General features: G+C 66.0%; 20 protein-coding genes. 8 read left to right on the top strand and 12 right to left on the bottom strand.

Features of this window, described 5'->3' with window-relative positions; translation table 11 throughout:
• Positions 1–88 precede the first annotated feature (88 nt).
• Entirely contained in the window at positions 89–541 is a 453-nt protein-coding gene (locus GEV01_RS21860; RefSeq protein WP_152807654.1) for a GNAT family N-acetyltransferase, read from the top strand.
• Between the two features lie 10 nt (positions 542–551).
• Here GEV01_RS21860 and GEV01_RS21855 read toward each other — a convergent pair whose 3' ends face one another.
• Both GEV01_RS21855 and GEV01_RS21850 read right to left on the bottom strand, forming a co-directional pair.
• The gene (locus GEV01_RS21855; protein ID WP_152807653.1) at positions 552–1,784 is read right to left on the bottom strand and encodes a sensor histidine kinase; all 1,233 of its coding nucleotides are present in this window, start codon (positions 1,782–1,784) and stop codon (positions 552–554) included.
• On the bottom strand, positions 1,774–3,159 hold the full coding sequence (locus GEV01_RS21850) for a sigma-54-dependent transcriptional regulator (RefSeq protein WP_152807652.1): 1,386 nt from the start codon (positions 3,157–3,159) through the stop codon (positions 1,774–1,776). The genes GEV01_RS21855 and GEV01_RS21850 overlap by 11 nt, the downstream gene beginning before the upstream one ends.
• Positions 3,160–3,339: 180 nt before the next feature.
• On the opposite strand from GEV01_RS21850, the gene GEV01_RS21845 reads away from it, so the two are divergent.
• The 4 genes from GEV01_RS21845 to GEV01_RS21830 are packed head-to-tail and all read left to right on the top strand — an operon-like array spanning position 3,340 to position 10,218.
• Complete coding sequence (locus GEV01_RS21845) at positions 3,340–4,644, top strand: efflux RND transporter periplasmic adaptor subunit (protein WP_235914506.1); 1,305 nt, start codon at positions 3,340–3,342, stop codon at positions 4,642–4,644.
• A 31-nt stretch (positions 4,645–4,675) separates the two neighbouring features.
• Entirely contained in the window at positions 4,676–5,356 is a 681-nt protein-coding gene (locus tag GEV01_RS21840; protein WP_152807651.1) for an ABC transporter ATP-binding protein, read from the top strand.
• A gap of 18 nt (positions 5,357–5,374) precedes the next feature.
• Positions 5,375–7,765, top strand: coding sequence for an ABC transporter permease (locus tag GEV01_RS21835; protein WP_152807650.1), 2,391 nt, complete (start codon positions 5,375–5,377; stop codon positions 7,763–7,765).
• Positions 7,766–7,779: 14 nt separating this feature from the next.
• Positions 7,780–10,218, top strand: a complete 2,439-nt coding sequence (locus GEV01_RS21830) for an ABC transporter permease (protein ID WP_152807649.1) — start codon at positions 7,780–7,782, stop codon at positions 10,216–10,218.
• A 58-nt stretch (positions 10,219–10,276) separates the two neighbouring features.
• On the opposite strand, the gene GEV01_RS31430 is transcribed toward GEV01_RS21830, so the two are convergent.
• Together GEV01_RS31430 and GEV01_RS21820 are read right to left on the bottom strand one after the other, a co-directional pair.
• The gene (locus GEV01_RS31430; protein WP_328595590.1) at positions 10,277–11,116 is read right to left on the bottom strand and encodes an FKBP-type peptidyl-prolyl cis-trans isomerase; all 840 of its coding nucleotides are present in this window, start codon (positions 11,114–11,116) and stop codon (positions 10,277–10,279) included.
• A gap of 143 nt (positions 11,117–11,259) precedes the next feature.
• Positions 11,260–13,140, bottom strand: a complete 1,881-nt coding sequence (locus tag GEV01_RS21820) for a potassium transporter Kup (protein ID WP_152807647.1) — start codon at positions 13,138–13,140, stop codon at positions 11,260–11,262.
• 203 nt (positions 13,141–13,343) lie between these two features.
• Between GEV01_RS21820 and rarD the strand changes: the two genes are divergently transcribed.
• Positions 13,344–14,219 carry an EamA family transporter RarD gene (gene rarD / locus GEV01_RS21815; protein ID WP_152807646.1) on the top strand — a complete coding sequence of 292 codons (876 nt, stop codon included), beginning with the start codon at positions 13,344–13,346 and terminating at the stop codon, positions 14,217–14,219.
• 82 nt (positions 14,220–14,301) lie between these two features.
• Positions 14,302–15,969, top strand: coding sequence for an energy-dependent translational throttle protein EttA (gene ettA, locus GEV01_RS21810; RefSeq protein WP_008443553.1), 1,668 nt, complete (start codon positions 14,302–14,304; stop codon positions 15,967–15,969).
• Between the two features lie 51 nt (positions 15,970–16,020).
• Here the strand turns inward: ettA and GEV01_RS21805 are convergent, their stop codons facing one another.
• Positions 16,021–16,617 (bottom strand): outer membrane beta-barrel protein, encoded by a 597-nt coding sequence (locus tag GEV01_RS21805; protein WP_152807645.1) that lies wholly within the window; start codon positions 16,615–16,617, stop codon positions 16,021–16,023.
• A gap of 184 nt (positions 16,618–16,801) precedes the next feature.
• Positions 16,802–17,407: an alpha-ketoglutarate-dependent dioxygenase AlkB family protein gene (locus GEV01_RS21800; protein ID WP_152807644.1), complete on the bottom strand. Its 606-nt coding sequence runs from the start codon at positions 17,405–17,407 to the stop codon at positions 16,802–16,804.
• Positions 17,408–17,450: 43 nt separating this feature from the next.
• Here GEV01_RS21800 and GEV01_RS21795 point away from each other — a divergent pair, with 43 nt between their 5' ends.
• Positions 17,451–18,041, top strand: a complete 591-nt coding sequence (locus tag GEV01_RS21795) for a molybdopterin-dependent oxidoreductase (RefSeq protein ID WP_152807643.1) — start codon at positions 17,451–17,453, stop codon at positions 18,039–18,041.
• Here the strand turns inward: GEV01_RS21795 and GEV01_RS21790 are convergent.
• From GEV01_RS21790 to GEV01_RS21765, 6 genes are all read right to left on the bottom strand, one after another.
• Positions 18,038–18,400, bottom strand: coding sequence for a hypothetical protein (locus GEV01_RS21790; protein ID WP_070268190.1), 363 nt, complete (start codon positions 18,398–18,400; stop codon positions 18,038–18,040). The genes GEV01_RS21795 and GEV01_RS21790 overlap by 4 nt on opposite strands.
• 246 nt (positions 18,401–18,646) lie before the next feature.
• Positions 18,647–19,471: a Rossmann-like and DUF2520 domain-containing protein gene (locus GEV01_RS21785; protein ID WP_152807642.1), complete on the bottom strand. Its 825-nt coding sequence runs from the start codon at positions 19,469–19,471 to the stop codon at positions 18,647–18,649.
• On the bottom strand, positions 19,471–20,073 hold the full coding sequence (locus GEV01_RS21780; RefSeq protein WP_152807641.1) for a DUF924 family protein: 603 nt from the start codon (positions 20,071–20,073) through the stop codon (positions 19,471–19,473). Before GEV01_RS21780 ends, GEV01_RS21785 begins: the two co-directional genes overlap by 1 nt.
• Before the next feature lie 2 nt (positions 20,074–20,075).
• A complete protein-coding gene (locus tag GEV01_RS21775) occupies positions 20,076–20,822 on the bottom strand; it encodes an MgtC/SapB family protein (RefSeq protein WP_152807640.1) in 747 nt (248 codons plus the stop codon).
• Between the two features lie 52 nt (positions 20,823–20,874).
• A complete protein-coding gene (locus GEV01_RS21770; RefSeq protein ID WP_008443543.1) occupies positions 20,875–21,132 on the bottom strand; it encodes a hypothetical protein in 258 nt (85 codons plus the stop codon).
• A complete protein-coding gene (locus tag GEV01_RS21765; RefSeq protein WP_152807639.1) occupies positions 21,129–22,946 on the bottom strand; it encodes an aminopeptidase P family protein in 1,818 nt (605 codons plus the stop codon). Before GEV01_RS21765 ends, GEV01_RS21770 begins: the two co-directional genes overlap by 4 nt.
• Between the last annotated feature and the right edge of the window lie 112 nt (positions 22,947–23,058).

Genomic DNA, 23,058 nt, shown 5'->3' with positions numbered 1-23,058 from the left:
CGGTCTCCCCGCCGAAAGGCCGGCGCCCTCCGAGGCGCCGGCCTTTTTTCACATACAATCGATGTTTTGAACCGCATCGGGACACGCAATGATTGAGTGGCAATGGCTGGCATTTGACGACATCCCCCGCCAGGACTGGTACGAAGCACTGCTGCAGCGCCAGCAGGTGTTCATCCTGGAGCAGACCTGCTTGTACCCCGACATCGACGGCGCCGATCCGCAATGCCATCACCTGATGGCGTGGCGCGAAATCGACGGCAAGCGCACGCTGGCTGCGTATCTGCGCTGCGTGCCGCCGGGCGTGAAGTTCGATGAGATGTCGCTCGGCCGCGTGCTGACCACGCAAGCCGCGCGCGGCAGCGGCATCGGCCGCGAGCTGCTGGCCAAGGCGATTCCTCTGGCCGAGGCCCTGCATCCAGGCCACGCCTTCCGCATCGGCGCGCAAGCCCACCTGGAAAAATTCTACGCCAGCTTCGGCTTCAAGACCGTGACCGAGCCTTACGACGAAGACGGCATCATGCACATCGATATGGTGCGATGAGGCCCGTGCGTTAAAACGTCAGCATGAAGCGCGCGCCGGCGCTGACCGAGCGCGCGTAGCGCACCGTGCCGCCGTTGGCGTGCACCAGGTGCCGCACCATCGCCAGGCCTATGCCACGGCCCTGCTTCTTGGTCGAGAAGAACGGCGTGAAGATGTGCGCGGCCAGCGCCTCCGGCACGCCCGGGCCGTTGTCCGACACTTCGATGCGCAGGCGGCCGCCCCGGCTCAGGCGAGCGCGCACCTGCGCCTCCGGCGCCTTGCCGGTGATGGCTTCGGCCGCGTTCTTCAGCAGGTTGATGAGCGCCTGCTCCAGCTGCCCCGGATCGATCATCACCGCCAGCGACGCCGGCTCCACAGAAAACACCACGCGCCCACCCAGCGCCTGCCACTGCGGCGCGAGCAGCATGGACAGACGCTCGAACAAGTCCTCCAGCAGCACGCGCTGCGGCTGCGCCTGCGCCACGGTCGACAGGCTGCGGTAGCTGCCGACAAAATCCACCAGGCTGGCGGCGCGGCGCGAGATCGCGTCCAGCGCGGTGCCCAGGTCGGCGTGGATGTCGGCAGGCAGGCCTTCCGCCGCTTCGTCCAGCAGGCCGCAGGCGGTGCGCGACAGCGAGGCGACCGGGGTCAGTGAATTCATGATCTCGTGCGTCAGCACCTGCACCAGTTCGCGCCAGGCGTTCAGCGCTTCGGCTTCCAGCTCGCTCTCCACCGGCATCAGCGCAGCCAGGCGCTGGGCCACGCCCTGCATGGTCAGCGCGGCGACGGCGACCAGTGCGCGCTCGACACCGCGTTCGGTGTCGAAGCTGATCAGCTGCCGCTGGCCGGCGGTCTGCGCGGCCAGCAGCTGGTGCAGATCCTGCGGCGCACTGGCGCGGCCCGGCGCCAGCAGGCGGCGCGCGCTGGCGTTCAGCGGCGCCACCGCACCGGGGCCCGCCGCATTCCCGATGCTGAACAGGGCGATGGGCGCGTGTTCGAGGCGCGCTTCCAGTGCGAGCAAGGCGTCGGACAGCTCGCGGCTTGCGGGCGGAGTGCTGGTCTGCTGCTCCATGCGCGGAGCGCGGGGCGCCAGGGCGCGCAGGCATTGCCACAGCACGGTGGCGGGGACCAGCCCGGCCAGGCAGCACAGGACAATACGGCGCGCTTCCGGCGCGGCGGACATCACGTCGGCCACGGCGGTCAGCGCCATCAGCGCGCCGACGCTGGCGGCCGCGCCCAGCTTGAGGGCGCGTTCAGATGCCATGCTTGCCCAGCTTGCGGTACAGCGCCGCGCGGCTGATGCCCAGCGTCTTGGCGGCGTGGCTGATGTTGCCGTTGAATTGGGACAGCACCGAAGCGATGGCTTCGCGCTCCAGCGCATCGAGCGTCATGTCGCCGGCAGCGGCGGCAGTGCGTGCCGGGCTTGCAATGCCAGGCGGCGTCCATGCCGGCGCGGCGGCTTCATCGCCGTCGACGGCCGCGCCGCTGCCGGGCAGGCCGAAATCGCTGAGCGCATAGTCGGCGCCCTGCCCCAGGATCACGGCGCGTTCGCAGGCGTGGCGCAGCGCGCGCACATTGCCCGGCCATTCGTAGCGCAGCAGGCCGTCCATCGCCGCCGGGCTCACATTGCGCGCCGGCCGCTCGTACTGCAAGGCATAGTGCGTCAGGTAATGCGACAGCAGCAGAGGAATATCCTCGCGCCGCTCGCGCAGCGGCGGCACGCGGATCACGATGGTGTTCAGGCGGAACAGCAAATCCGGCCGGAACACGGCCGGATCGAACAGGCGCGTCTCCTCCAGGTTGGTGGCGCTGATGATGCGCACGTCGATGGCTTCCGGCTTGTCGGCGCCGATGGGCGTCACCTCGCGCCGTTCCAGCGCGGTCAGCAGCTTGGCCTGCGCGACCAGCGGCATGTTGCCGATTTCGTCGAGGAACAGCGAGCCGCCGCGCGCGGCCTGGAAGCGCCCCGCCCTGTCGGCCTTGGCGTCGGTGAACGAGCCTTTGCGATGGCCGAACAACTCGCTCTCGAAAGTCGATTCCGGCAGCGCCCCCATGTCCACCGCCAGCAGCGTGCCGGCAGCGCGGCGCGACAGCGCGTGGATGGCGCGCGCCACCAGCTCCTTGCCGACGCCATTCTCGCCCAGCACCATCACATTCGCTTCGGTCGGCGCCACGCCGGCGATCAGGGCCTTCAGCTCGCGCATCGCCGCCGACTCGCCCATCAGGTCCGGCGCAGCAGCAGCCGGCCCGCGCAGCGCGGCGCGACGGGCCAGCGCCTGGTCGATGGCGGCCACCAGCCGCGCGTTGTCCCATGGTTTGGTGATGAAGTCTCCCGCGCCGCGCTTCAGCGCTTCCACCGCCAGCGGCACATCGGCATAGGCGGTCATGGCGATCACCGCCGGCGGCTGCGCCTGCGCGCGCAGCAGATCGAGCAGCGCCAGGCCTTCGGCGCCGTCGATGAAGCCGGGCGTGAAGTTCAGGTCCAGCAGCAGCACGTCGGGCACGCCCTGCGCCAGCAAGGCCGGCAGGCCGGCCGGGTCGCTCAGCGTGGCGACCTTGCCATAGCGCCGCCGCAGCAGCAACTGCGCGGCAGTGGCGACATCGGCGTCATCATCGAGTATCAGTACATAGGCAGACATGCAGGCATTCTAGCAGCCGCCAACCGGCTTGAGAGCGGCCCTCCGCCCACGCCCGCCGCAAGTGTTCAGTTCCGAACATCGGCCACTGTTCATAAGCGGACACCTGGTGGACGACGCGGCCCGTATCGCCCGTCAAACCGGGCGATACGGCCATGGCACGGGCTTTGCTGTATGGCTGGCATGCACATCAAAAAAAATTTCGGCCCCTCTCCTTCTTCCCTGCCATCCAGCGGCGCAGCGATGGACGTGGTGGTGCCCCGCAAGCGCGGCAAGGCCATCGCCATCGGCGTGGCGGCCACGCTGGCCGTGGCGGCGGCCGGCTACGGGCTGTGGGCGTGGATGCCGCGCGGCTTGCAGGTGGACGGCGCGGAGCTGCGCATCGGCCAGGCCACGCCCGGCATCTTCGTCGACGAAATCGTCGTGCGCGCCAATGCGGAGCCGCTCAATTCGGTGATACTCGACTCGGTCGAATCGGGCCGCGTCGAAGAGGTGTTCGCCCTCGACGGCGCGCTGGTGAAAAAAGGCCAGCTGCTGTTCCGCATCTCCAACCCGCAGCGCAACCTGGAACTGCTGGCGCGGCAGTCGGAACATGCGGTCAGCATCTTCAACCTGTCCAATCTGCGCGTGGCGCAGGAGGCCAGCGCCAGCGACCACCAGCGGCGGCGCGAGGATCTGCAATACGCGCTGGAGCAGGTGCGCAAGCAGCACGAGCGCAACGTCAAACTGGCGGCGCAGGGCTATATATCCGCCGTCGCGCTGGAGGAATCGGCGGACAAGCTCCAGCAGCAGCGCCGCCTGCTGGCGCAGGAGGAACGCGCCACCGGCACCGAGGAAAACGTGCGCCGCAACGCCGCCCAGCAACTGGAATCGGCCATCGAGGGCTTGAACTCGGGCCTGAAGCTGGTTTCGGCCACGGTCGACGCGCTGGCCGTGCGGGCGCCGGTCGAAGGCCGCTTGACCAACTTCCGCCTGCAAGTGGGCGAATCGATCAGCACCGGCAAGAACATCGGCCGCATCGACGATCCGGCGCGCTTCAAGCTGTCCGCCAGCGTCGACGAGTACTACCTGAACCGCATGGCGGTGGGCCGCCACGGCAGCGTCAAGCAGGAGGAGCGCAGCTACGCGGTCGACATTCGCACCATCTACCCGCAGATCAAGGACGGCCGCTTCACGGTCGAACTGGTGTTCACCGGCGGCCAGCCGCCGGTGCTCAACCCCGGCCAGAGCCTGGACGCGCGCATCACGCTGGGCGAACCGGCCAAGGCGCTGCTGCTGCCGAACGGCGCCTTCATCAACGACAGCGGCGGCGCCTGGGTCTATGTGCTCGACGCCGGCGGCCGCACGGCGCAGCGCCGCGCGGTGCGCATCGGCCGCCGCAACAACAGCCAGCTGGAAGTGCTGGACGGGCTGGCCGCTGGCGACAAGGTGCTGCTGTCCAGCTACGCGGCCTACGGAAATTCACCACGACTGCAAATTACGCAGTAAATTCTCACCACTATCACTAAAGGCACACCCCATGCTCAAACTCGTCGGCATCAGCAAAATCCACCAGGCAGGAGAAATCCAGACCACGGCCCTGGACCGCATCGACCTGGAAATCGAAGCGGGCGAATACGTCGCCATCACCGGGCCGTCCGGCTGCGGCAAGTCGACGATGCTGGGCATACTGGGCTTGCTGGATGTGCCCAACCATGGCGAATACTGGTTCGAAGGCCAGAACGTGGCCGGATGGAGCGAATCGAAACTGAACCAGCTGCGGCGCGGCCGCATCGGCTTCATCTTCCAGAGCTTCAACCTGATCGAAGAACTGACCGTGTTCGAGAACGTCGAACTGGCGCTGGAATACAACGGCACGCCGGCGCGCGAACGGCGCGAGCGCGTCACCGCGATGCTCGACAAACTGGGCGTGGGCCACCGCGCTTCGCACCGCCCTTCGCAGCTGTCGGGCGGGCAGCAGCAGCGCGTGGCGATCGCGCGCGCGCTGGTGGCCGGCCCCGCCGTCCTGCTGGCCGACGAACCGACCGGCAACCTGGATACGGCGCACGGCGATGAAGTCATGCGCCTGCTGCGCGAGATTAACGCCGAAGGCACCACCGTGGTCATGGTCACGCACTCGCCGGACCACGCCGCGCAAGCTTCGCGCACGCTGAACCTGCTCGACGGCCGCATCATGGTCGATGTACTGCAAGCCGCTTAAAGCGTCAGGATCACTCACATGAACCTGCGCGACTTTCGCATAGGCTGGCGGCTGCTATTGCAGCAGCCGGCCTACTCCGCCGTGGTGATCGGCGGCCTCGCCATCGGCTTTGCCGCCTGCTTCCTGCTGTTCGGCTTTGTCGATTTCTGCATCAACTTCAACAGCGCCATTCCCGACAACGACCGCGTGGTCGTCGTCAAGCAGCGCATCAACGTCTTCCCGCGGCCGGAATGGCAGGCATGGGCCTTCATGCCCTTGCGCGACGTGGCGCTTGCCAGCGGCATGGTGTCGGAGGCCAGTATCGCCAAGCCGCTCGAAGTGCCGCTGAACGTTGGCGGTGAGCTGCGTGCGGTGAACCTGCAAGTGGTCGATCCCGCTTTCGCCACCATGTTCGGCATCGCCGGGTTGCAGGGCGACCTGGCTGCGGCGCTGGCCCAGCCAGACGGCCTGGCGCTGACGCGCGCCGGCGCACAGAAGCTGTTCGGCTCATCACCCGCGATCGGCCAGACCGTCAGGATCGACGGCACCGTATTGCAGGTCAGAGCCTTACTACCCAATCCGGCGGCGAACAGCAGCCAGCAATACGAGGCGCTGATCGGCGCCGCCAGCAGCGCCTGGCCGGAGCGCGAGACCGCGATCAGCAAATGGGGGCGCGGCACCGTCTACATGAAGCTCAAACCCGGTGCATCGATGGCGGCGTTGACTGCGCTGCTGCAGCAAGCCAGCGAAAACTCGCCGATGAACCAGCGCGTGAAAACTGGCCCGATGGGCAGAGGCCTGAATGGCCGCAACGTCGCCGATATCAGCCTGCTGCCGCTGCGCGACGTCTACTTCGATGAAGGCCTGGCGAACAGCCGCGCCGGAGAAAACTACGGACAGCGCAGCAGCGTGTTCGGGATGGCGGCGGCTGGCCTGCTGATCCTGCTGCTGGCGGCGATCAACTACATCAACCTGGCCACGGTGCGCACCCTGCGCCGCCAGCGCGAGATCGGCATCCGCAAGCTGCTGGGCGCCAGCGCGGCGCGGCTGGTGCGCCAGTTCCTCAGCGAGGCGGCATTGACCTCCGTGCTGGCCGCCAGCGTCGGCCTGGTGCTGGCATGGCTGCTGCTGCCGACCTTCGCCGAGCTGGTGAACCGTCCGCTGGCCGGCATGTTCACACCGGTGCGTTGCGTGATCGCGCTGGCGTTCGGGCTGTTCATCGGCATATGCGCCGGCGCCTATCCCGCATGGCTGGCGCAGCACGCGTTGCCCGGTCCCGCGCTGGCGGGACGCGGCAACAGCGAAACCGCAGCCGGCCTGTGGGTGCGGCGCGTGCTGACCGTGCTGCAGTTCTCCAGCGCGATGGCCTTGTCGGCGGCGGCGCTGGCAGTCGGTTGGCAGACCTGGTTCGCCATGCACGCGTCGCCGGGCTTCGATCCCTCGCACCTGCTGGTTTTGAATCTGCCTTCCGATACCGAGCGCAAGCCGGAGGCCGTGGCCTTCATCGAACAACTGGGCAGGCTGCCGCGCGTGGAAGGCGTGGCGTCGATCTCGGAGGCGGTCGGCCGCGACGGCATGAAGCTGATCAACACCGTGACCACCAGGGACGGCCGCGAGATCCCGCTGGAAGGCAAGAACGTCAGCGCCAACTGGTTTGAAGTGAGCCGCCTGCAACCATTGTACGGACGCCTGTACAACGCCGCGCAGGATGTCGGTTACGACAAGGCCCCGCGCGCCGTGGTCAACACCGCCGCCGCGCTGGCGCTGGGCTATGCATCGCCGCAGGACGCCGTCGGACAGGTGGTACCGGGCGGCATGGAGATCATCGGCGTCGCGCCGGACGTGCGCTTCCAGGGCTTGCACCAGCCGCCGAAAGCGGTCGTCTATTTCGTGCGTCCCGGCGGCGTGCTGATGATACGCACCCGCGACAGCCTGGACACGGCCTACACCGAAATCGAACCGCTGTGGCGCCGCCACTTCCCCAACGCCATCATGGAAATGAAGACACAACAGGGCGTACTCGAAGAACGCTATGCCACCGAAACGCGCCTGATACGGATACTGACGGCTACCAGCGTGATCGCCATCGCGCTGGCGGCGTTCGGCATCTACGTGCTGTCGGCGTACAGCGTGCAGCGCAGCCAGCGCGAGATCGTGATGCGCAAGCTGCATGGCGCCGGCCGCGTCGACATCGCGCTGATGATGGGCCGCGAGTTCTCGGCGCTGGTGGGCGCCGGCGCGCTGATCGGCCTGCCGCTGGCGGCGGTGGCGATCCAGCGCTACCTGGCCAACTACACCGAGCACGCGCCCATCGGCGTCTGGACGCTGGTGGCGGCGCTGGCGATGGCGATGCTGGTGGCGCTGCTGGCCACGACCCGCCACACGGCGACGGCCCTGCGCATGTCGCCCGCGCTGGCACTGCGCGACTGAACCGGAGGACTCGAATGAAACCCAGCGACTTCCGCATCGGCTGGCGCCTGCTGCTGCGCCAGCCCTTCCACGCCGCCGTGGAGATACTCGGACTGGCGACCGGCTTCGCCGTCTGCTTCCTGCTGCTCGGCTTTGTGGCCTATTCCTTCAGCTACGACAGCGACGTGCCGCAGCGCGAGCGCGTGTTCGTCATCAAGCACCGCCTGAACTTCATCCCGCAGCCGCAATGGATGGAGTACACCCCGTTCGCCCTGCGTGAAGTGGCGCTGCGCAGCGGGGTTGCACTGGAGGCCAGCGCCTGGTGGCCGCGCCGGACCACGCTGCAACGGCAAGGGCGCGCGCAGGAACTGGAGGTGACGGCGGTCGATCCGGCGTTCCAGTCCATCAGCGGCCTGCAAGCGCAGGCCGGCGACCTGCATGCGGCGCTGTCCCGACCCGACGGCCTGGCCGTGACGCGGCAGACCGCGCGGCGCCTGTTCGGCGACGCCGAGCCGCTGGGGCGCACCATCGAGATCAATCGCCAGGCGCTGCAAGTGCGCGCCGTGCTGGCGGACCGGCCGGCCAACAGCACGCTGCAATTCAACGCGCTGGTCGGCGTGGGCAGCGCGCTGTGGCCGCAGAAGGAGCGCGAGGACGCGTTGTCCAACTGGATGGGCATCGGCGGCCGCATTTACGTCAAGACCGCTGCCGGCGTCAGCCCGCAGGCCTTGCAGCGGGTGCTGCAGGATGCCATCGACCGCGCGCCATGGGCCGACATCGCGACGCCGGAAATGAAGGCGGCGCTGGGCCAGCGCAAGATGGTCGATATCGGCCTGGGCCCGCTGGCCGACGCCTACTTCGACCGCAGCGTCGCCAACACCATGGGCGCCGGCCCGCGCGGCGACCTGCGCATGGTGCTGGCGCTCGGCGCCACCGGCTTGCTGGTACTGTTCCTCGCGGTGGTCAACTACGTCAACCTGGCGACGGTGCGCAGCGTGCGCCGCCAGCGCGAGATCGCCGTACGCCGTGTGCTCGGCGCCAGCACCCATCAGCTGCTGACGCAGTTCATGGCCGAGGCCATGCTGCTGTCGGTGGCCGCCGCCGCACTGGGCGTGCTGCTGGCGTGGCTGCTGCTGCCGCTGGCGTCCGTCCTGCTGGAGCGCCGCCTCGATGGCATGTTCACGCCGATGGCGGTCGGCCTGTGCCTGCTGTCCGGCGCCATGGTCGGCGCGGCGGCGGGCATCTATCCGGGCTGGCTGGCGCGCGGCGTCGACATGGGCGGCACGCTGGCTCAGCGCAGCGGCGAAACCGCAGGCGGCGCCTGGCTGCGCCGCAGCCTGACGGCGGCGCAGTTCGGCGTAGCGATGAGCATGGGCAGCGTGGCGCTGGCGGTCCTGTGGCAGACGCAGTTCGCCGCAGCGGCGCCGCCCGGCTTCGATCCGGCGCCGCTGCTGGTGGTGGAGATGAAGGACAATCTGCGCGACAGCCAGGCCGCCCGTGCGCTGCGAGACGCCATCGCGCAACTGCCCGGCGTGGCCGGCGTGGCGGACAGCCGCGACGTTCCGGGCCGCGACGACGGCACCGGCACCCACGGCAGCACCACGGTCAAGCGCGTGGACGGCAGCAGCGCGTCGCTGAGCGTGCATTTTGTCGGCGCGGATTTCTTCAACGTCTACGGCCTGAAACCGCAGGCCGGACGCCTGTTCGATCCCCGCATCGAGACAGCGGTTGGCGATGGCGACGGCGAGCAGAACGTGGTGCTCAACCAGGCGGCAGTGCAGGCGCTGGGCTGGCCGTCCGCGCAGCAGGCGGTGGGCCAGCGCATCGACGGCACGCAGTTCCGCATCGCCGGCGTGGCGCCGGACGTGCGCTGGGAAACGCTGCGCGATCCGGTGCGGCCGACCATGTACCAGATCTCGCGCGACAACGCGCTGCTGACCGTGCGCATGAGTGCTGAGGGCATGCGCAGCCGCGCCGCGCTGGAGCAGGACGTCGCCACAGCATGGAGCCGCTACTTCCCGGCCAGCGAGCCGGTGATGCGCGGCGCCGGCGGCTACTACGCGCAGGCCTATGCCGACGACGTGCGCATGGCCAGGCTGCTGGGCTGCGCCACGGCGGTGGTGTTCGCGCTGGCGGCTTTCGGCATGTACGTCCTGGCGGCGCATAGCGTGCAGCGGCGTTCACGCGAGATCGTGCTGCGCAAGCTGCACGGCGCCGGCAATGCCGCGATTGCGGCGCTGGTCAGTCGGGAGTTCGTGCTGTTGACGGCGGTGGCCGGCGCGGTCGGGCTGCCCTTGGCCTGGATCGCCATCGAGCGTTATCTCGCCGGTTTCTCCGCGCGCACACCGCTCGGTGCCTGGGCGCCGGCGGCGGCGCTGGCGTTTGCGCTGCTGGTGGTGGCGATCGCCACCTTGCGCCACACGCTGACGGCGATGCGTATCGCGCCCGCACGGGTGCTGCGCGACCAGGCCTAGCGAAGCGAGGACGAAAAAAAAGCAGCCGAAGGCTGCTTTTTTTATGCGTAAACCGTTTTTACTTGATGCCGACTAGCTCGATATCGAAGATCAGCGTCGAGTTAGCAGGGATGCTGGCGGTTGCAGTCGATTTGTAGCCCAGGTCGGGCGGAACGATCAGCGAGCGCTTGCCGCCAATCTTCATGCCTGGAATGCCTTGGACCCAGCCCAGAATCACGCCGGGGTTCGTCAACGGGAAATCGAGAGGCGTCTTGCCGATCGTCGTTTCGACCGCCGTGCCGCGGAAGTCCGCACGGGTGCCATCGTACAGGTACAGCGTGTAGTTCGCAGTGATCGTCTGGCCGGCTGCGACCGTCGCGCCGGTACCGATCACGGTGTCCGTGATTTGCAGCGTGGTCGGCGGAGGCACGGAAACCGGCGGCACGCTCGCCTTGACGACATCGACCAGTTCAATATCGTAGACCAGCGCCGAATTAGCTGGAATATCCTTGTAGCCGAAAGGATTCGTGGTCGGCGCCGAGCGCGCGACGGTGCCATACGCCATGTTGGCCGGCAGGATGGCGGTGCGTTTGGCGCCGACCTTCATGCCGACGATGGTCTGGTCCCAGCCCGTTATCACGGTGCCCACGCCGACAACGAACGGCGTGGCAGGCTTGCCGGTATCGACCGAGCTTTCCACCTTGTCGCCCTTGGAACCGGGCTTGGACGAGTCGTACAGGTAGCCGACGAAATTGATCACCACCAGATCGCCCGCCGCTGCCTGGGTGCCGGTGCCGGCCAGGGTCTCGGTCACTTGGAATGCCGGTTGCGGCTTCACTTCCACCGTCGGGGTTTTTGAACCGCCGCCGCAGGCGGTCAAGGCCGCCACGCAGGCTACGGCGGCAAAAAATTGAAACATCGATTTCATGATTACCTTTGATGAGTGTTCGTATTGGTGCGCTGGTTGCGCTTGCGCGCGCATTCGGAGCAGAAGTTTAGCAGACCTCGCAGCTTCCGCTCCGTGCACTACATTCGGTTACATCTTTTAGCCCGGGCGCGGGCTTAAATTTCCACCTGCGTGCCCAGCTCGATCACGCGGTTGGTGGGGATCTGGTAGTAGTCGGCGGCGCCGCGCGCATTGCGCGACATCGTCACGAACAGATGCTCACGCCAGGTCGCCATGCCGGCGCCCGGGGTCGAGATCACCGTCTGGCGGGCGATGAAGAAGGAGGTCTCCATCATCTCGAACGGCAGGCCGAGGCAGTCGCACAGCGCCAGCGCGCGCGGGATGTCCGGTTCGTCCTTGAAGCCGTAGTGGACGTTCAGCTGGTAGCACTGGTGGCCCAGGTCCGTGACCTTGACCTGCTCGGCCTCGGGAACGTAGGGCTCTTCCACCACATGCACCGTGAAGAACACCACGCGTTCATGCAGCACCTTGTTGTGCGACAGGTTGTGCAGCAGCGCGTGCGGCACGCCGTCGCTCTCGCCGCGCAGGAAGATGGCGGTGCCGTACACGCGCGTCGGCGGCGCCACGAACAGCGAGGACAGGAAGTCTTCCAGCGGAATCGCGTGCTTCTGCAAATTCTGGAACACCAGCTCGCGGCCGCGCTTCCAGGTCAGCATGACGGTGAACAGGATGATCGCCAGCAGCAGCGGGAACCAGCCGCCGTGGAACAGCTTGAGCGTGCTGGCCGAGAACAGCAGCAGGTCGATGACGATGAAGAAGCCGGTGGCGGCAAAGCACAGCCACAGCGGCAGGTTCCAGCGGTAGCGGATCACGAAGAAGGTCAGGAAGGTGGTCGCCAGCATGGTCGCCGTCACCGCGATGCCGTAGGCGCCGGCCAGTTTTTCCGACGAGCCGAAGCCGATCACCGCCAGCAGCACCACCGCCAGCTGCAGCCAGTTGACGGCAGGGATGTAGATCTGGCCGATTTCACGCTCGGACGTGTGCACCACGCGCATGCGCGGCAGCAGGCCCAGTGCGATGGCCTGCTTGGTCATCGAGAAGGTGCCGGAAATGGTGGCCTGCGAAGCGATCACCGTGGCCAGCGTCGACAGCACCACCAGCGGGTAGACACTCCAGGCGCCGAGCTGCTGGAAGAAGGGATTGGAAATCGCCTCCGGGTGGGTCAGCAGCAGCGCGCCCTGGCCCAGGTAGTTCAGCGCCAGCGACGGGAACACGATCAGGAACCAGGCGAAGCGGATCGGCCGCTTGCCGAAGTGGCCCATGTCGGCATACAGCGCTTCGGCGCCGGTGAAGGCCAGCACCACGGCGCCCAGCGCGACGAAGGCGATGATGCGGTTCTCGAACATGAAGCGCAAGGCATGCCACGGGTTCAGCGCCCACAGGATCTGCGGCGCCTGCACGATGTTGACCAGGCCCATGACCGACAGCGCGGCGAACCAGATCACCATCACCGGACCGAACCAGCGGCCGATGCCGGCCGTGCCGTGGCGCTGCACCGCGTACAGCGTCACCAGCACGATGATGGTCAGCGGTACGATGTACTGTTCCAGGCCGGGCGCGGCCACTTCCAGACCCTCGATCGCGCTGAGCACGGAGATGGCCGGGGTGATGACGCTGTCGCCGTAGAACATGGTGGCGCCGAATACGCCCAGCAGCATCAGCGGATAGTGCCAGCGCGGCGCGGTCTTGCTGACCGAATTGAGCGCCAGCGCCATCAGCGCCATGATGCCGCCTTCGCCGCGGTTGTCGGCGCGCAGCACCAGGCTGACGTATTTGAGCGAGACGATGGTCGTCAAGCCCCAGAAAATCAGGGAAATGATGCCCAGCAGGTTGCCCTCGGTCAGGGTCAAGCCGTGTTCGGGATCGAAGATGGTTTTGAGGGTGTAGAGGGGACTGGTACCGATATCGCCGTAAACGATGCCTACCGCAGCCAGCGTCAGGGCGACGAGGCTGCTTTTCTTATGTTGCTCGGTCAAGATTGCACCTGTTGTTGTTTTGGTGCATTGCACAATAGGATAAGTATTTGCAAAAGGCAAGGAGATTTTCGCATGGAAGGGCGTTCCAATATTTCAATAACGCCAGTGTACGCTGGTGCGGGCTCAAGCGCGAGGTCCGCAGCGGCGGCGCGCCATTTCAGCGATAATGGCAGACCTTGCCCTCGTCCCCGCCGTCCGCCCTCATGAACCCAGGTATTTTTTACGCCACATTCGCGTTCTTCTGCTGGGGCCTGTTCCCGCTGTACTTCCACGCCATCGGCGAGGTGCCGGCGCTGGAAATCCTGGCGCACCGCATGCTGTGGTCGCTGCTGTTCCTGGGCCTGGTGCTGACGGCCCGCCAGCAATGGAAGTGGCTGCCGCAAGTGCTGCGCAATCCGCGCGTGTTGGCCAGCTTTGTCGCCAGTTCGCTGCTGTTGACGGCCAACTGGTTCGTCTACATCTGGTCGGTCAACAACGGCCACGTCATCGACGCCAGCCTCGGCTACTTCATCAATCCGCTGATCAACGTGCTGCTCGGGCTGCTGGTGCTGAAGGAAAAGCTGCGGCGCGGCCAGTGGCTGGCCATCGGCGTGGCAGCCAGCGGCGTGCTGTGGCTGACGTGGTCGGCCGGCCAGCTGCCGTGGATTGCCTTAATTTTGGGCATCACCTTCGGCGGCTACGGCCTGCTGCGCAAGACGGCGGCGCTGGCGGCGCTGGAAGGCTTGTCGCTGGAAACCATGCTGCTGTTCCCGCTGGCGCTGGCCTATGTGCTGTGGCTGACCATCCACGGCCAGAACACCTTCCTCAACACGCCGTCCGACGGCACCCGCTGGCTGCTGGCGGCGGCCGGGCCGATCACCGCGATCCCGCTGGTGATGTTCGCGGCCGGCGCGCGCAAGATTCCGATGTCGGTGCTGGGCCTGCTGCAATACCTGTCGCCCACCATGCAGGCGCTGCTGGGCGTGTGGGTGTTCCATGAAACCTTCCCGCAGGCGCGGCTGATCGGCTTCGTCATCATCTGGGCCGCGCTGGCGCTGTACGTGGCCGAGGGCCTGTGGATGAGCAAACGCGCTAAATAGTGGGCGGGCGGCTGGATTTATCGTATCCTGTCGTCCTTCCTTGCATTTCTACGCAATTCAAAAATTCTGACTGAGATTCTCAATGGCAAATTACGTCTATACCATGAACCGCGTGGGCAAAATCGTCCCGCCCAAGCGCCAGATTCTGAAAGATATTTCGCTGTCCTTCTTCCCGGGCGCAAAGATCGGCGTGCTGGGCCTGAACGGCTCCGGTAAGTCGACCTTGCTGAAAATTATGGCAGGCATCGACACCGACATCCAGGGCGAAGCCGTGCCGATGCCGGGCCTGAACATCGGCTACCTGCCGCAGGAACCGCAGCTGGATCCCGAAAAAACCGTGCGCCAGGAAGTCGAATCCGGCCTGGGCGAAGTGTTCGAGGCGCAAGCCAAGCTGGAAGCCGTGTACGCCGCCTATGCCGAGGAAGACGCCGACTTCGACGCGCTGGCCACCGAGCAGGCGCGTCTGGAAGCGATCATCTCGACCTCCGACGGCGGCAACCTGAACCTGCAACTGGAAATGGCCGCCGACGCGCTGCGCCTGCCGCCATGGGACGCCAAGATCGGCGTGCTGTCCGGCGGCGAGAAGCGCCGCGTGGCGCTGTGCAAGCTGCTGCTGTCCAAGCCGGACATGCTGCTGCTCGACGAACCGACCAACCACCTGGACGCCGAGTCCGTCGAATGGCTCGAACAATTCCTGCTGCGCTTCCCGGGCACCGTGGTCGGCATCACCCACGATCGCTACTTCCTCGACAACGCCGCCGAATGGATCCTGGAACTGGACCGCGGCCATGGCATCCCATGGAAGGGCAATTACTCGTCGTGGCTGGACCAGAAGGCCAACCGCCTGAAGCAGGAAGAATCGACCGAGTCCGCGCGCCAGAAAGCACTGGCCAAGGAATTGGAATGGTCGCGCCAGAATCCGAAAGCGCGCCAGGCCAAGTCCAAGGCCCGCCTGGCCCGCTTCAACGAGCTGAGCGAGTACGAATACCAGAAGCGCAACGAGACCCAGGAGATTTTCATTCCTGTGGCCGAGCGTCTGGGCAATGAAGTGATCGAGTTCAAGAACGTGTCGAAAGCGTTTGGCGACCGCCTGCTGATCGACAATGTGTCGTTCACCATTCCGCCGGGCGCCATCGTCGGCATCATCGGCCCGAACGGCGCCGGTAAATCGACGCTGTTCAAGATGATCGCCGGCCTCGACAAGCCGGACAGCGGCGAAGTGGCGATCGGCCAGACCGCCCGCATCTCGCTGGTGGACCAGAGCCGCGATACGCTGAGCGACAGCAAGAGCGTGTTCGAGGACGTGTCCGGCGGCGCCGACATGCTCAGCGTCGGCCGTTTCGACATGCCGTCGCGCGCCTACCTGGGCCGCTTCAACTTCAAGGGTTCGGACCAGCAGAAGATCGTCGGCAACCTGTCCGGCGGTGAACGCGGCCGCCTGCACCTGGCCAAGACGCTGCTCAAGGGCGGCAACGTGCTGCTGCTGGATGAACCGTCGAACGATCTGGACGTGGAAACCCTGCGCGCGCTGGAAGATGCGCTGCTGGAGTTCGCCGGTTCCGTGCTGGTGATCTCCCACGATCGCTGGTTCCTGGACCGTATCGCCACCCACATCCTGGCCTTCGAAGGCAACTCGCAAGTCACCTTCTTCGACGGTAACTACCAGGAATACGAAGCCGACAAGAAGAAACGTCTGGGCGAGGAAGGTGCGAAGCCTAAGCGCATCCGCTACAAGCCACTGACCGTGTAAAAACAAAAAGGCCACCGCGAGGTGGCCTTTTTTTATTGCCGCTAACCGGGATTAGAAGTTGTAGCGCACGCCGGCAGTGATCGCGCCGTTTTTGCGGCCCATGTCGATGTTGTTCTTGCCGTAGTTTTCATACTCCAGCGAGACTTTCACCTGTTTGGAAATCGCGTACTCTGCGCCGACCGAAGCGTACAGCGCGCTCTTGTTGGCGTCGCCGCTGACGGCAGCGATGCCGGTGGTGCTGACGGAATTGTGGTTGCGCGCCACACCCAGCTTGCCGAACACGGCGATCTGCTCATTCACAGGCCAGGTGCCCTTGCCCGCGACGTAGAACGAGTGGGCGTCGGACTTCACGCTGCCGGCGGCGCCGTTCACGGTGTAGTTGTAGTCTTGCTTGCCGAAGTTGGTGTAGCCGCCTTCAACCGCCCAGGTTTTGTCGATGTTGTAGCCGGCGTAGATCTTGCCGCCGGCCTTGGTGCCGCTGTTGCCGGAAGAGCTGGTGGCGTTGGGCACGTCGAACTTGTAGCGGCTGCCCAGCACGCCAGCGCCAACGTAGGCGGAGCCTGCGTCGTCGCCGAGATCGGCTGCGTAAGCGGAGGTGCCGGCGAAGGCGGCGGCGGTAGCGACTAATGCGAACAGAATTTTTTTCATGGTCTTGGATCTTTCAGCAAAAATGAGTGTTGGACTTGCTTGGGATCGCAGTTCTCTGAAGTGCGATGGAGTCAAGATAGCACTCGTGCCAACTGATGTCCCCACCGATTTAGTAAGAAGTGTGACAGGATGTAAGCCAAATAATGGCTGGCCTAAGTCAGCTTAGACCAAACTTAAGAGAGGCTTAAGGTTCGCGCAGAATATTGCGGAAAGTGAGGTTGATGCGCGGTCCGCGCGGCGCGCGTTCCTTGTTGATGCCGTGCAGCCAGTGATGCTGCAGGCTGCCTGCCATCAGCAGCAGGCAGCCGTCGCCCAGCGCCAGCTTGACGGTCTTGGGCAGCGTGCGGTGCTTGAGGATGAAGGTGCGCGGCGAGCCGAAGCTGACCGAGGCGATGGCCGGATTCAGCCCCAGCGTCGGCTCGTTGTCGGCGTGGAAGCCCATGCGGTCGCGCTCGTCGCGGTAGTAGTTCAGCAGCAGGCTGTTGAATTGGCGGCCGGTGGCCTGCTCCACTGCCTGTTTGATGTGCAGCTGCAAAGGCGTGAACGGCAGCGGGTGGAACAGCTTGCCCGAATACCGGTAGCGGGCGTCGCCATGCCAGGCGCTCAGGCGCGGCTGCATGTGCAGCTTGCCCCAGACCTGGATCTGTTCCTCGCGCCAGTCGGTTTCGTCGAGCAGGCGCTGCATGGCCTCGGCCGGCGTCAGGTCCAGCGCCAGCCGCTGCTGAAACCACAGTTCGCCATCCTCGATCGGGATGGGCATCAAGGCGCTGTCGTCGGCAAATAGATCCATGCGCGGTATGATACCGGCACTACGTCAGCCAGGAGTATTCCGCATGAAAAAACGCCAGTTCCTCGGCCGCGCCGCGTTGGCCGGCATGGCCGCCGCCGCCCTGCCCGCCGCCGCGCAAGCGGCCGCGTCGAAAACCGCCGGCCCGGCGCTGCTGACCGTCACCGGCGCCATCGGCAAGGTCAACCGCGGCCGCTTCGACCCGGTGCGGGACCAGATGATGTTCAAGCAAAAGCTCAGCTTCGACAAGGCGCACGCCTTCGATTTCGCGGCGCTGGCCGCGCTGCCGGCCATCACCATCGCGCCGACGCTGGAGTACGACAACAAGGTGCACACGCTGCGCGGTCCGCTGCTGCTGGACGTGATGAAGGCTGCCGGCGCATCGCTGGGCGATAGCGGCAAGCTGGTGTTACGTGCGGTGGATGGTTATGCGGCCACGATAACGGTGGCGCAGGCGCGCGCGCAGCGCTACATCGTCGCCACCCATCTGGATGGCGCGGCGATGGCGCTGGGCGGCTTGGGACCGCTATGGGCGATCTACGATGCCGACAAGGTCCACGAGATGGCCGTCAAACCGCTCGCGGAGCGGTTCGGTTCCTGCCCGTGGGCGCTGTATCACATCGAAGTGCAGGCTTAGGCGTAGGCTTCGGCCAGCGTCATTACGCGTGGCGTGATGGTGATGCCGATGCCGCCGAACAGCGCGGTGATGGCGGCCATATTGGCTTCCATCTCTTCCGCTTTCCAGCCCTGGAACAGGTCGGTACCGTCCTTCTGGAAGTGCAGGTCCAGCACCTTGCCGCGGTCCTTGTGGGTGTAGCCGCCGCTGTAGGTGTTCTTGAACCCCATCGCAGCCAGCGCCGCCAGCACTTCGGCCGGTGGATTGTCGGGATCGGTGGCCATGAACACACCAAAGGTCTTGCCTGGCGGTTTAGCGGCGATGTCTACGTCGTAAATCCCTGGCGCTTTCGTGACGGTCGTACTCTTCAGAAATAACATGTTCTTACCCCTATCCTATTGGTGCGCCGGCTTTGTGTTTGATTCTTCAAGAAAACATTCTAAGAAACAAGCTTATTGCTAATTCCCGAGTTTGTCGACTAATCCTGAAACTTATTTGTGAATTCGTACCAATAAAACTGCAACGCCGACAGGTGCGGGCGTTCTGGACAAAGCATACACCTACTTAAAATATAGTTGTTAAGTAGTAATTTGCAAGGAGATAAGAGCCGTAGTCGCCATCGCGTGCTATTTCCGTGGTTTTCGCCGCGCCAGTTCGACGGTCGGCGCCACCAGCGCCCGATACAGCTCGCCGCTGGCGGCATCCCACTGGCTGACCGCCCGTTGTTGACGATCCACAGTCGCCATGTCGCCGCGCGCGATCGGGCCGGTGAGCGCGGCGGCGGCGCCGAGGCGGAACACATTCGCCATCGATTCGGTGGCCAGCGGCTGCGCCATCTGCCGCGCCACCGGCTCAGGAATGCCGGCGGCCTGGTAGGCGCGCAGCGCGGCGTCCAGCACCGTCACCAGGTAGTTGCTGGCGAAGACGGCTGCCGCGTGATACACGGTCTTGGCAGATGCAGCTATGGGCACCGGCTGCGCGCCGATGGCCTGCAGGGCCGGAGTCAGCACGGCCAGCGCGGCGGCGTCGCCTTCGATGCCGAAGAAGGTGCCTGCAAATTGGGCAGCCACCGCCGCCGGATCGGCAAAGCTGCGGATCGGATGGGCGCTGGCGACCAGCGCGCCGGCGTCGCGCGCCGCCTGCAACTGGTCCGAGGCCAGCGCGCCGCTGCAATGGAACACCACGCTGCCGCGCAGCGGCACGGCCTGCGCCAGCGCGGCGCAGGCGGATTGAATCTGGTCGTCGCCGACGGCCAGCAGGTGCACGGCGGCCGGCTGCAATTGATCGTAGCGCTCCACGGCCGCGCCGCTGCCGATGAAGTCCACGGCCGCCCGCGCCGAGGCTGCGGAGCGCGTCAGCACCTGCTGCACCTGGAAGCCGGCTTGCGCCGCCAGCAGGCGGCCCAGCACGCGGCCGACATGACCGGCGCCGATCAGGTTCAGCGTCGCCATCAGAAGCCGGACCCCGGCTGCTGCAGATACGCCTGTTCTTCCGGCGTCGATGCGCGGCCGAGGATGGCGTTACGATGCGGGAAGCGGCCGAAGCGGCGTATCACCTCGCGATGGCGATGGGCGTAATCGAGCATGCCGCCGATGCTGTTGGCGATGCCCGCCGGCGCTGTGCTGCGTACCGCATCGTGCATGCGCGTGTACAGGACCACGGACTGCTCCTGCATCGCCATGTCCTCCGCGTGCTCGAAAGGCAGATAGGCAAAGGCGCGCTGCAAGGGCGTCAGCGCCTGGTCCCGTTCCGCGCCGACCATGTTCCGCGCCGCCTGCAAGGCCTGCGGGTCGCCGGCAAAGGCCAGCGGCGTGCCGCGATGGACGTTGCGGCAGAATTGATCCAGCACCAGGATGCGCGCCAGCGCCGACCGCGGGCCTTCCTCGTCCCATTCATGCAGGCCGCCGGCCAGCGCCTGTTCTATCAGCGCGCCGAAGCGGCTTGCAATCTCGCGGTCGAATGCCTCGTTCTTCTGGAACCACTCGCTGCGCGGCGCGTCAGCGGCCTGGAACCAGAAATCGAATACGGCTTGGGCTTGTGCGTTCATCGTCATGGTCAGTTACGTGCGTGGGATAGTTGGAAGCTGTGGATGCCGTCGAACTGGGCCAGCTCCGCCGACAGCACCGACATCGGTGCGCCGCTACGCTTGCTCAGCGCGATGGCGACGAAGCGCCACTCCTGCATGCCGCCGTCGCTGCCTATCATCATCGAACCGCCTGCGATCTCGTAGCCGCGCTGCAGCGCCGTCGAACGCAGCACTGCTTCCTGCGGCAGGTAGCCCGCCTTGAAACGCATGGTGATCGCGATCGCATGCCGCGACGGCAGCCAGGCCTCCACCTTGGTCAGCAGGATCATCGCGCCGGCGCACAGCACGGCCAGCCCCATCGCGCCCAGGTAGAAGCCGATGCCGACCATCACGCCGATCACCGACGAGGCCCAGATCGAGGCCGCCGTGGTCAAGCCGCTGATGTTGAAGCCTTCGCGCATGATCACGCCGGCGCCGAGGAAGCCGATGCCGGTGACGATGCCCTGCACGATGCGGGTCGGGTCGGAGGTCAGGAGGGTGTGGCCGGTGTGGCCGCCGAACCAGTCGCCGGGGTAGCCGCCGATCACCGTCAGCGCGGCGGAGGCCATGCAAACCAGCCCGTAGGTACGCATGCCGGCGGCGCGGCCGTGGTACGAACGCTCGTAGCCGACCATCAGCCCAAGCAGCAGCGCCCCCACCAGGTTCAGCAAAATCACGCCGTTGGTGGCGATTTCGTGGGCAGACCAGTAGGCAAACAGGAATTCTATCGATGGCATGCTCGGTCTCTCTCAATGGTGGCGCGCCTTGCGACGGGCAGCGCGGCGGCGCTCAGGGCGCTTTTTTTATCAGCTGTTTTTCAAACGCGACATCGAGCTTGCTGACGCGCTTGGGCGGTCCGGGCGAGATGCCGTTGACGAAGGCGACAAAGTCGTCCAGCTCCAGCGGCGCGCACAGCGGCGGCTGGCCCGCGCCCTCGGTCAGGAAAAAATGGCCGCTGCCGGTGCGCGACATCGAGTATTTGGCATTGCCGCTGCGGACCTTGAGGCGGTCGACGGCGGACGTGGCCCGGGTGGCGCGGCCGCTCATGCCAGTGCCTCCGTACGGGTTTCCAGCCAGGCCAGCGCATCGCCGGACACCAGCGGCCGCAGGCGCTTGCGCACCGTGGCGTGATAGTCGTTCAGCCAACGTTTCTCGTCGTCGCGCAGCAGCGCGGCGTCGATGCAGCGGGTGTCGATCGGGCACAGGGTCAGCGTTTCGAAATCGAGAAACTCGCCGAATTCGGTCTGGCCCGCAGGGCGGTTCAGCACCAGGTTTTCAATCCGGATGCCCCATTGGCCGGGACGGTACAGCCCCGGTTCTATCGATGTAATCATGCCTGGCTCCATGGCGGTGTGCGGCTCCGGCATCGCCGATTGCGATATCGACTGCGGGCCTTCGTGCACGTTGAGGAAGTAACCGACGCCGTGGCCGGTGCCGTGGCCGAAGTCCAGGCCCTCGGCCCACAGCGGCGCGCGGGCGATGGCGTCGAGCATCGGCGAGCGGGTGCCGCGCGGGAAGCGCGCGCGGGACAGGGCGATCACGCCCTTGAGCACCAGCGTGAAGTCGCGTTTGTGGGCGGCCGTGATGGCGCCGACGCCCACCACGCGGGTGATGTCGGTGGTGCCGCCCACGTACTGGCCGCCGGAATCGATCAGCAGCAGGCCGTCGCCTTCGATGATGGAGTGCTGGGCTTCGGTGGCGCGGTAATGCATGATCGCGCCGTTGGAGCGGAAGCCGGCGATGGTCGAGAAGCTCGGGCTGACGAAGCCGGGACGGCGCGCGCGTGCCGCCGTGATGTGGTGGTCGATGGCCACTTCGGTCAGCGGGGCGCGCTGCGGATCGGCCAAAGTCTGGTCCAGCCAGGTGAAGAATTCGCACAGGGCGGCGCCGTCCTGCTCCATGGCGGCGCGCACATGCTCGGCGTCGGCCTCGCTTTTCTTCGATTTGGCGAAGGTGGTCGGGTTGATCGCCTCGATCACCTTGACCTTGGCCGGCACCCACTGGCGCGTGCCGTAGGTGAGGCGGCGCGGGTCGATCAGCAGCGTGCTGTCGGCGGGCAGCGCGGCCAGGGCGGCGGCGGCCGATTCGTAGGGCGCGACGTCCACGCCCTCCTCCGCCAGCGTGGCGCGCAGCGCGGGCGGGATCTTGCCGTCGGCGACGAACAGCGTGGCGCGGGTCGGCGCGACCAGGGCGTGCGACAGGAAAATCGGGTTGTAATTGACGTCGGCGCCGCGCAGGTTGAACAGGTAGGCGATGTCGTCCAGCGTCGAAATCAGGTGGCGTTGTGCACCAAGTTGCTTCATTGCAATGCGCAAATCGGCCAGTTTGCCGATGCGGGTTTTGGAGGCGTACGGCGGCAGGTGCTCGTAAACCGGTGCGGCCGGGAGCGCGGGGCGGTCGGTCCAGACCTGGTTGAGCAGGTCAATATCTGTGCGCAGCGCAACATCCTTGGCCTGCAGCGCCTGTTCCAGCAGGCGGGCGATGGACAGGCCGAGCACCGCGCCGTCGACGGCAGCCGTCTGGCCGGATTTCAAATAGGCGGCCAGCCAGTCGACATATTGGACGCTGGCGCCGGAGGTCAGCTTCATTAACTGGATGCCGGTATTTGCCAGTTGCTGTTCGGCCTGGGCCCAATAACGGGCGTCGGTCCAGATGCCGGCGAATTCGGGCGTGATGATAAATGTGCCGACCGAGCCGGTAAAACCCGACAGCCATTCACGGCCCTGCCAGCGCGGCGGCAGATATTCGGACAAATGGGGATCGGCGGACGGCACGATCAACGCGTCGATCTGCTGCTGACGCATCGCCGCGCGCAGCAGCGCCAAGCGCTCGACAACGTGGGAGGTATCTGAATTAGGCATGGAATAAGTCGAAGTCCGGTGCGCCGCCGGTGCGGCATAGCTTACCGCTATGATACCGCGATTGCTGGGGATATACGTTTCGAACTTTGAACGTGTGCATTAATGGCACAGC

It is taken from the genome of Rugamonas rivuli (assembly GCF_009380165.1).
Lineage (GTDB): Bacteria > Pseudomonadota > Gammaproteobacteria > Burkholderiales > Burkholderiaceae_D > Rugamonas > Rugamonas rivuli.
This window is presented reverse-complemented; position numbering and strand designations above follow the sequence as displayed.